The sequence below is a fragment of the Pseudomonas sp. GM49 genome (assembly GCF_000282355.1).
Taxonomy (GTDB): domain Bacteria; phylum Pseudomonadota; class Gammaproteobacteria; order Pseudomonadales; family Pseudomonadaceae; genus Aquipseudomonas.
In genome coordinates this window covers 1-8080 of record NZ_AKJL01000084.1, presented here as the reverse complement: position 1 = coordinate 8080, position 8080 = coordinate 1, and the positions used below count along the sequence as shown (strand labels likewise).

General features: G+C 62.2%; 9 protein-coding genes. All 9 read left to right on the top strand.

Annotation, left to right across the window (positions count from 1 at the left end):
• Positions 1-732, top strand: a 732-nt coding sequence (gene lpxK / locus PMI29_RS21250; RefSeq protein WP_007995877.1) for a tetraacyldisaccharide 4'-kinase, incomplete at its 5' end; no start/stop codon positions are given.
• Positions 733-756: 24 nt separating this feature from the next.
• Positions 757-942: a Trm112 family protein gene (locus PMI29_RS21255; protein WP_003179363.1), complete on the top strand. Its 186-nt coding sequence runs from the start codon at positions 757-759 to the stop codon at positions 940-942.
• A complete protein-coding gene (gene kdsB / locus PMI29_RS21260) occupies positions 939-1703 on the top strand; it encodes a 3-deoxy-manno-octulosonate cytidylyltransferase (protein WP_007995874.1) in 765 nt (254 codons plus the stop codon). Before PMI29_RS21255 ends, kdsB begins: the two co-directional genes overlap by 4 nt.
• On the top strand, positions 1703-2167 hold the full coding sequence (locus PMI29_RS21265) for a low molecular weight protein-tyrosine-phosphatase (RefSeq protein ID WP_007995872.1): 465 nt from the start codon (positions 1703-1705) through the stop codon (positions 2165-2167). Before kdsB ends, PMI29_RS21265 begins: the two co-directional genes overlap by 1 nt.
• Complete coding sequence (murB, locus tag PMI29_RS21270) at positions 2164-3183, top strand: UDP-N-acetylmuramate dehydrogenase (protein WP_007995871.1); 1020 nt, start codon at positions 2164-2166, stop codon at positions 3181-3183. Before PMI29_RS21265 ends, murB begins: the two co-directional genes overlap by 4 nt.
• Before the next feature lie 240 nt (positions 3184-3423).
• The gene (locus PMI29_RS21275) at positions 3424-3894 is read left to right on the top strand and encodes a (2Fe-2S)-binding protein (protein ID WP_007995869.1); all 471 of its coding nucleotides are present in this window, start codon (positions 3424-3426) and stop codon (positions 3892-3894) included.
• Entirely contained in the window at positions 3891-6212 is a 2322-nt protein-coding gene (locus PMI29_RS21280) for a xanthine dehydrogenase family protein molybdopterin-binding subunit (protein ID WP_007995868.1), read from the top strand. Before PMI29_RS21275 ends, PMI29_RS21280 begins: the two co-directional genes overlap by 4 nt.
• Positions 6212-7195 (top strand): XdhC family protein, encoded by a 984-nt coding sequence (locus tag PMI29_RS21285; protein ID WP_007995867.1) that lies wholly within the window; start codon positions 6212-6214, stop codon positions 7193-7195. Before PMI29_RS21280 ends, PMI29_RS21285 begins: the two co-directional genes overlap by 1 nt.
• Complete coding sequence (locus tag PMI29_RS21290; protein ID WP_007995866.1) at positions 7192-7782, top strand: nucleotidyltransferase family protein; 591 nt, start codon at positions 7192-7194, stop codon at positions 7780-7782. The genes PMI29_RS21285 and PMI29_RS21290 overlap by 4 nt, the downstream gene beginning before the upstream one ends.
• The last annotated feature ends 298 nt before the right edge of the window (positions 7783-8080 follow it).

Genomic DNA, 8080 nt, shown 5'->3' with positions numbered 1-8080 from the left:
AAGCCGCCGCAGTTGCCGTGGCGGGTCGAGGCCGATCAGAGCGCCGATTTCGCCGGTGACGAGCCGTTGCTGATCGTCCAGCGCACGGGCGTGCCGTTGATGATCGACCCCAATCGCAGCAACGCCGTCAAAGCGTTGCTGGCCAGTGAACCGCTGGACCTGATCCTGTCCGACGACGGCATGCAGCACTACCGCCTGGCCCGCGACCTGGAGCTGGTGTTGATCGACGCCACCCGCGGCCTGGGCAATCGCCGTTGCCTGCCTGCCGGGCCGTTGCGCGAACCGGTGGAGCGCCTGCAAAGCGTCGACGCGGTCCTCTACAACGGTGCCGCGGCTGACCGCGAGGATGGTTTTGCCTTTCAATTGCAACCCACCGCGCTGGTCAATCTGCGCAGCGGCGAACGGCGTCCCCTCGACCATTTCCCCGGCGGTCAGGCCCTGCACGCGGTGGCCGGCATCGGCAATCCGCAACGTTTCTTCAAGACCCTCGAAACGCTACACTGGCAGCCGGTTCCACATGCGTTTGCCGACCACGCCGAATACAGCGTGGAGGCTTTGAATTTCACACCGTCGTTGCCGTTGGTGATGACGGAAAAGGACGCGGTGAAATGCCGTGCCTTTGCCGCCGCCGATTGGTGGTACCTGGCGGTCGATGCTGTGCCGTCGCCGGCCTTCGTGGCCTGGTTCGACACCCAGCTGATGCGCCTGCTGCCGGATCGATTGTTGCCTTAACTCCGTTTTTTCCAGGGAATGCTCATGGACACCAAATTGCTCGATATCCTCGCTTGCCCGGTCTGCAAAGGCCCGCTCAAACTCAGCGCCGACAAGACCGAGCTGATCAGCAAGGGTGCAGGCCTGGCCTACCCGATTCGCGACGGCATCCCGGTGATGCTCGAATCCGAAGCGCGCACCCTGACCACCGACGAGCGCCTGGATAAATGACCACAGCCTTTACCGTCGTCATTCCATCGCGTTACGCCTCCACCCGCCTGCCAGGCAAGCCGCTGCTGCTGATCGCCGGCAAGCCGATGATCCAGCACGTCTGGGAACAGGCAAGCAAGAGCAGCGCCGAGCGGGTGGTGGTTGCCACCGACGACGCGCGCATCATCGAGGCCTGCAACGGCTTTGGTGCCGAAGTGGTGCTGACCCGTGAAGATCACAACTCTGGTACCGATCGCCTGGCCGAAGTCGCGATGAAGCTGGGCCTGGCGCCCGACGCCATCGTGGTCAACGTCCAGGGTGACGAGCCGCTGATCCCGCCGAGCGTGATCGATCAGGTCGCCGCCAACCTGGCGGCCCACGCCGAAGCGCGCATGGCCACCCTGGCCGAGCCGATCGAAGACGCGGATACCCTGTTCAATCCCAACGTGGTCAAGGTCGTCAGCGACCTCAATGGCCTGGCGCTGACGTTCAGTCGCTCCACCTTGCCCTGGGCGCGGGATGCGTTCGCCGTGAACCGTGAGCAGTTGCCCGAAGGTGTGCCGTATCGCCGCCATATCGGCATCTATGCCTACCGCGCCGGTTTCCTGCAGGATTTCGTCAGCTGGGGTCCATGCTGGCTGGAAAACACCGAGTGCCTGGAACAGCTGCGAGCCCTGTGGCACGGCGTGCGCATTCACGTGGCCGACGCACTGATCGCGCCGCCAGCCGGCGTCGATACCGTTGAAGACCTTGAGCGCGTTCGTCGCCTGCTGGAGGCGTGATGCGGGTCCTGTTTGTCTGCCTGGGCAACATCTGCCGCTCTCCCACGGCCGAAGGCGTGCTGCGGCACAAGTTGCGTGAAGCGGGGCTGGCCGATCGGGTCGAAGTCGCTTCCGCCGGTACCGGTGACTGGCATGTCGGCAAGGCGCCGGACAAGCGCAGTCAGGCCGCGGCGAAGTTGCGCGGTTATGACTTGTCCGCCCAGCGTGCCCAGCAAGTCACCCGCGCCGATTTCGCCACCTACGACCTGATCCTGGCGATGGACAACAGCAACATGCGCAACCTCAAGGCCTTGCAGCCCACCAAGGGCAAGGCTGAGCTGGACCTGTTTCTGCGTCGTTACCAGTCGGAAGTCGATGAAGTGCCGGACCCGTACTACGACGGCGAACAAGGCTTCGAGCAGGTGCTGGACCTGATCGAGCGCGCCAGCGATTTGCTGGTGATCGAATTGAAGGGACGGTTATGAGTTTGCAGGTTCAATCGCAGGTTTCGCTCAAGCCGTTCAACAGCTTTGGCGTGGATGTCCAGGCCCGGCTATTTGCCGAGGCCCATAGTGACGCCGATGTGCGTGAAGCGCTGGCCTATGGGCTGGAACACAAGGTGCCGGTGCTGGTGATCGGCGGTGGCAGCAACCTGCTGCTGACGGCGGACATCGATTCGCTGGTGCTGCGCATGGCCACGCGCGGGATTCGCGTGCTGAGCGATGACGGTAGCCAGGTGGTGATTGAAGCCGAGGCGGGTGAGCCCTGGCATCCCTTTGTGCAACACACACTGTCCGTGGGACTGTCCGGCCTGGAAAACCTCAGTCTGATTCCCGGCACGGTCGGTGCGGCACCGATGCAGAACATCGGCGCTTATGGCGTCGAGATCAAGGACGTGTTCGCCGGTCTGACCGCCCTCGATCGCCAGACCGGCGAACTGCACGACTTCACGCTGCAAGAGTGCAACTTCGCTTACCGCGACAGCCTGTTCAAGCAGGAGCCGGGTCGTTGGTTGATCCTGCGTGTGCGTTTCGCTCTCGACCGTGCCGCGCACTTGCACCTCGAGTACGGACCGGTGCGTCAGCGCCTGACCGAACAAGGCATTGAGCATCCGACCGCCAGCGATGTCAGCCAGGCCATTTGCAGCATCCGCAACGAAAAACTCCCGGACCCGTCCGTACTCGGCAATGCCGGCAGCTTCTTCAAGAACCCTTTGGTGTCGGCGGCGCTGGCTGCACGGCTCAAGGGCGAATACCCGGACCTGGTGGCCTATGCGCAACCTGATGGCCAGATGAAACTGGCCGCCGGTTGGTTGATCGAGCGGGCAGGGTGGAAAGGTTTCCGTGAGGCTGATGCTGGCGTGCATAAATTGCAGGCGCTGGTGCTGGTCAACTATGGCGGCGCGACGGGCCTGCAACTGCTGAACCTGGCGCAGCGCATCCAGAAAGACATTTTCGAGCGTTTCCATGTCGATCTGGAAATGGAGCCGAACCGGTATTGAGCTAAGCTTTCAGGACGGATCAAAAAGCCCTGCACGATGTTTATTGTGCAGGGCTTTTTTGTTAATGCTCGGTTAACTTAGTCAGCTAACGATGCACTCTCTTGCTCCACCAAAGGCCCGGTGCAGACGTCTTTGTCCGCATAAGAGAGCCTATTAGCCTGAGTCGATCTGCGTGCGACCCACCGAGATCCAGCGGCAGATTGCTCGACCCCATAACTCGAGAACTATGCGGGCGTGCCCATGATTACCCTGAAACTCAATGGTCAAGACCATCAACTCGACGTCACCGAGGACATGCCGCTGCTCTGGGCGATCCGCGACGTGGCCGGTTATAACGGCACCAAATTCGGCTGTGGCCTGGGCCTGTGCGGGGCTTGCACCATCCATATCGAAGGGGCTCCGGCACGCAGTTGCATCACGCCCATCGGTTCAGTCGTCGGACAGAACGTCAGCACCATCGACAACCTGCACACCGATCCGATCGGCAAAGTCGTGCAGCAAGCCTGGCTCGACACGGCGGTCGCCCAATGCGGTTTCTGCCAGGGCGGGCAAATCATGTCGGCGACGGCGCTGCTCAAGACCAACCCGAACCCGAGCGACGAACAGATCGAAGAGGCGATGGTCGGCAACATCTGCCGCTGCGGCACCTATAACCGCATCAAGACTGCCATCCGCCAGGCCTCCACTCACCTGAAGGAGACCAAGGCATGAGCCGGTTACCGAATGATTTCGCCCTGAGCAACCTCAGTCGCCGTGGTTTTCTAAAGGGTGTGGGGGCGACCGGGGCGCTGGTGATCGCCGCGAGTTGGGGCTGGCAGGACGCTTTTGCCGAAGCAAAAGACAAGAAGTTCGGCGCCGACGGCATGCCCCACGGCTGGGTTGATGATCCCAAGGTCTATGTGAGCATCGCCGCGGATGGCACGGTGACCGTGATCTGTAACCGCTCGGAGATGGGCCAGGGTGTGCGCACCAGTTTGACCATGGTGGTGGCCGATGAACTGGAAGCCGACTGGGCGATGGTCAAGGTGCAGCAGGCCCCAGGCGATGAAGTGCGCTTCGGCAACCAGGACACCGACGGCTCGCGCAGCATGCGTCACTGGTACGAGCCGATGCGTCGCTGCGGTGCCGCCGCGCGGGCCATGCTCGAACAGGCTGCCGCCGCACAATGGAAAGTGCCGGTCGACGAATGCCATGCGCTACTGCACAAGGTCGTCCATGAGCCTTCTGGCCGAGAGCTCGGATATGGCGCCCTGGCCTCCGCCGCAAGCGCCTTGCCGGTTCCGGCCCGCGACAGCCTGAAGCTCAAGCAACCTGCTGAGTTCCGTTACATCGGCAAGGAAGGCACCAAGGCCATCGACGGTGAAGATATCGTCAACGGTCGTGCGGTGTACGGCGCCGACGTGCATTTCGACGGCATGCTCTATGCGACCATTGCGCGGCCGACAGTGTATGGCGGCAAAGTCAAAAGCTTCGATGACAGTGCGGCGATGAAAGTCCCCGGTGTGGTCAAGGTGCTGCAGATCGAAAGCCGTCCGTTGCCCTCGGAGTTTCAACCCCTGGGGGGCATCGCCGTGGTGGCGAGTAATACCTGGGCGGCGATCAAGGGGCGCGAGGCGCTGAAAATCGAGTGGGACGACGGCCCCAACGCCCGCTACGACTCGATCGCCTACCGCAAGGAAATTGAAGCGGCCTCGCTCAAGCCCGGCAAGGTGGTGCGCAATACCGGCAACATCGAAAAGGCCATGGCCAACGCCGACAGCACGCTGGAAGCCTCCTACTACTTGCCGCATCTGTCACAGTCGCCAATGGAACCGATGGTCGCCATCGCGCGGTTCAAGGACGGTGCGTGCGAAGCCTGGGGGCCAAGCCAGGCGCCGCAGGTCACCCGGGAACGGATCGGTGAGCGCCTGGGCCTGCCGTTCGACAACGTCACCTTCAACGTGACCCTGCTGGGTGGCGGGTTCGGGCGCAAGTCCAAGCCTGACTTCATCATCGAAGCCGCCATCCTCGCCAAGGAATTTCCCGGTAAAGCGGTGCGGGTGCAATGGACCCGCGAAGACGACATCCATTGTTCCTACTTCCACACCGTGTCGGCCGAATACCTCAAGGCCAGCCTGAACAAGGATGGCCTGCCGTCCGGCTGGTTGCACCGTACGGTGGCGCCGAGCATCACTGCGTTGTTTGCGCCGGGCATGAACCATGAGGCGGCGTTCGAACTGGGCATGGGATTCACCAACATGGCGTATGCGATCCCCAACATTCGCCTGGAAAACCCCGAGGCAACGGTGCATACCCGGGTGGGTTGGTATCGCTCGGTGTCGAACATTCCCCATGGCTTCGCGATCCAGAGTTTTATCGATGAGCTGGCGCACAAGGCCGGGGAAGATCCGCTGAAGTACCAGATCAGATTGCTCGGACCGGACCGTCAGATCGACCCACGCACCTTGAGTGAAGAGTGGAACTACGGCGAATCCCCCGAGCGTTATCCGATCGACACCGCGCGCTTGCGCACGGTGCTGGAGACTGCCGCCAAAGCCGCCGGCTGGGGGCGTGAGTTGCCCAAGGGGCGCGGTCTGGGCCTGGCGGTGCATTACAGCTTCGTGACGTATGTGGCAGCGGTGATCGAGGTGGAGGTGAAAGACGACGGTACGCTGGTGGTGCACAAGGCCGACATCGCCGTCGATTGCGGGCCGCAGATCAATCCCGAGCGGATTCGCGCGCAATTCGAAGGTGCCTGCGTCATGGGCCTGGGTAATGCGGTGCTCGGGGAAATCAGCTTCAAGGACGGCAAGGTCCAGCAGGATAACTTCCACATGTACGAAGTGGCGCGCATGTCCCTGGCGCCGAAAGAAGTGGCCGTGCATCTGGTGACGCCGCCGGGCGACGTCCCGTTGGGCGGTGTGGGTGAACCGGGCGTGCCACCGATTGCGCCGGCGTTGTGCAACGCGATCTTCGCCGCCACCGGCAAACGCATCCGCAGCCTGCCGGTTCGTTATCAACTGTCGGGCTGGCAGAAGGCTGGAGCCTGATGGACAGCGCCGATCTGAACGTCCTGCGCAGCGTGTTGCAGTGGCATTGCGCCGGTCAGCGGGTGGTGTTGTACAGCGTGGTCGAAACCTGGGGCACTGCGCCCCGGGCACCCGGCGCCATGCTGGCCTTGCGTGAAGACGGCATGGTGATTGGTTCGGTTTCCGGCGGATGTGTCGAAGATGACCTGATCGCCCGGTTGCACGACGGTCGCCTTGCGCTTGATGGGCCACCGGTGCAACTGATCACGTACGGCGTGACCCGCGAGGAAGCCGCACGTTTCGGCCTGCCCTGCGGTGGTACCTTGCGCTTGACCGAAGAACGCATCGACGATGGGGATTGGGTCGAGCAGTTGCTCGTTCGTTGCCAGGCCCATGAAATCGTTGCGCGTGAACTGAACCTGGCCAGCGGCGAAGTGCTTTTGCGGCCGGCCAATAAAGCTGACGTGTTGACGTTCGACGGACAGACCTTGCGTGCGATCTATGGTCCGCGCTGGCGCTTGCTGCTGATCGGCGCGGGGCAGCTGTCGCGCTATGTGGCGGAAATGGCCCGGCTGCTGGATTTCGAGGTATTGATTTGCGATCCGCGTACCGAATTCGTCTACGGCTGGGAAGAGCAGCACGGACGATTCGTTTCAGGTATGCCGGATGAGGCGGTATTGAATATCCAGACCGATGAACGCACGGCCATCGTGGCCTTGACCCATGATCCGCGTCTGGACGACATGGCGCTGCTCACGGCCCTGGACTCCAGGGCTTTTTACGTCGGGGCGCTGGGGTCGCGGGTCAACAGCCAGAAGCGCCGGGAAAACCTGGCTCAACTGGGGCTGTCGAAATCGGCGATTGACCGCTTGCATGGTCCGATCGGTTTGCACATCGGCAGTCATAATCCAGCGGAAATTGCCTTGTCGCTGATGGCGGAAATCGTGGCGGTCAAAAATGGCGTCGAACTGAAACAGAAGAAAATCCTGCAGGAGAACGTATGAGCGAGTCCATCGGCGTCATCGTGTTGGCGGCGGGGCAGGGCAGCCGGTTTCGTCAGGTGGCGGGCGCCGAAAAGGACAAGTTAGTGGCCGATTGCACCGGGCGTGATGGCGCGGTGCGGTCCGTCATCGAGCACACATTGGTCAACCTGCCGGCGGCGCTGGACAAGCGCGTACTGGTCACCACTGCTGACCGCCCGCAAGTGATTCGCATGGCTCAGGCCTATGGTTGCGAGATTGTACTGATCGAGTCGACGGGAATGGGGGACAGCATTGCCGCTGGCGTCGCGGCCTGCAAGCAACTCGATGGCTGGCTGATGGTGCTGGGGGATATGCCGTTCATCCTGCCTTCCAGTATCGAGCAAGTGGTGGCGGGTATCAGCGATGACAGTATCAGTGTACCCGTGCAGGACGGTGAGTACGGGCATCCGGTCGGGTTCGGGCGGGACTTCGCTGCGGGGTTGATGGCGCTATCGGGGGATCGTGGCGCCAAACCGCTGTTTGCCCAAGGGCGGGTGGTTGAAGTGACCGTGGATGATCCCGGCGTGTTGTGGGATGTGGATTTGCCTGAGGCATTGAACTTCAAGTAGTTCCGGAGGTGATCCCCTGTGGGAGCGAGCAAGCCCGCTCCCACAAAGGGTAGTGTGATGAAGAGGCATAAAAAAAGCCCCGCCTGGGTTACCAGGCGGGGCTATTTAGTGGCCGATGGAATCAGACGAGGGGTTTAGGCTCGTGCTCTTTTTCCTGGGCTTGCTCGTGTTGCTCTACCGCGTCCTGTACGGAGCGCGGTGCTTCGTGGATCACCGACTCAGCCGGCTCGGCAGTCACTTCAGCGGCCGGGGCAGGCGCTGCCTCAACCACTTCAGCAGCAACCGGTGCAGGCTCGGC

What these genes read in the sequence shown, in the direction of transcription:
- PMI29_RS21255 (WP_003179363.1), top strand. Translation starts at nt 757, where the DNA reads ATGGACACCAAATTGCTCGATATCCTCGCTTGCCCGGTCTGCAAAGGC.
- kdsB (WP_007995874.1), top strand. Translation starts at nt 939, where the DNA reads ATGACCACAGCCTTTACCGTCGTCATTCCATCGCGTTACGCCTCCACC.
- PMI29_RS21265 (WP_007995872.1), top strand. Translation starts at nt 1,703, where the DNA reads ATGCGGGTCCTGTTTGTCTGCCTGGGCAACATCTGCCGCTCTCCCACG.
- murB (WP_007995871.1), top strand. Translation starts at nt 2,164, where the DNA reads ATGAGTTTGCAGGTTCAATCGCAGGTTTCGCTCAAGCCGTTCAACAGC.
- PMI29_RS21275 (WP_007995869.1), top strand. Translation starts at nt 3,424, where the DNA reads ATGATTACCCTGAAACTCAATGGTCAAGACCATCAACTCGACGTCACC.
- PMI29_RS21280 (WP_007995868.1), top strand. Translation starts at nt 3,891, where the DNA reads ATGAGCCGGTTACCGAATGATTTCGCCCTGAGCAACCTCAGTCGCCGT.
- PMI29_RS21285 (WP_007995867.1), top strand. Translation starts at nt 6,212, where the DNA reads ATGGACAGCGCCGATCTGAACGTCCTGCGCAGCGTGTTGCAGTGGCAT.
- PMI29_RS21290 (WP_007995866.1), top strand. Translation starts at nt 7,192, where the DNA reads ATGAGCGAGTCCATCGGCGTCATCGTGTTGGCGGCGGGGCAGGGCAGC.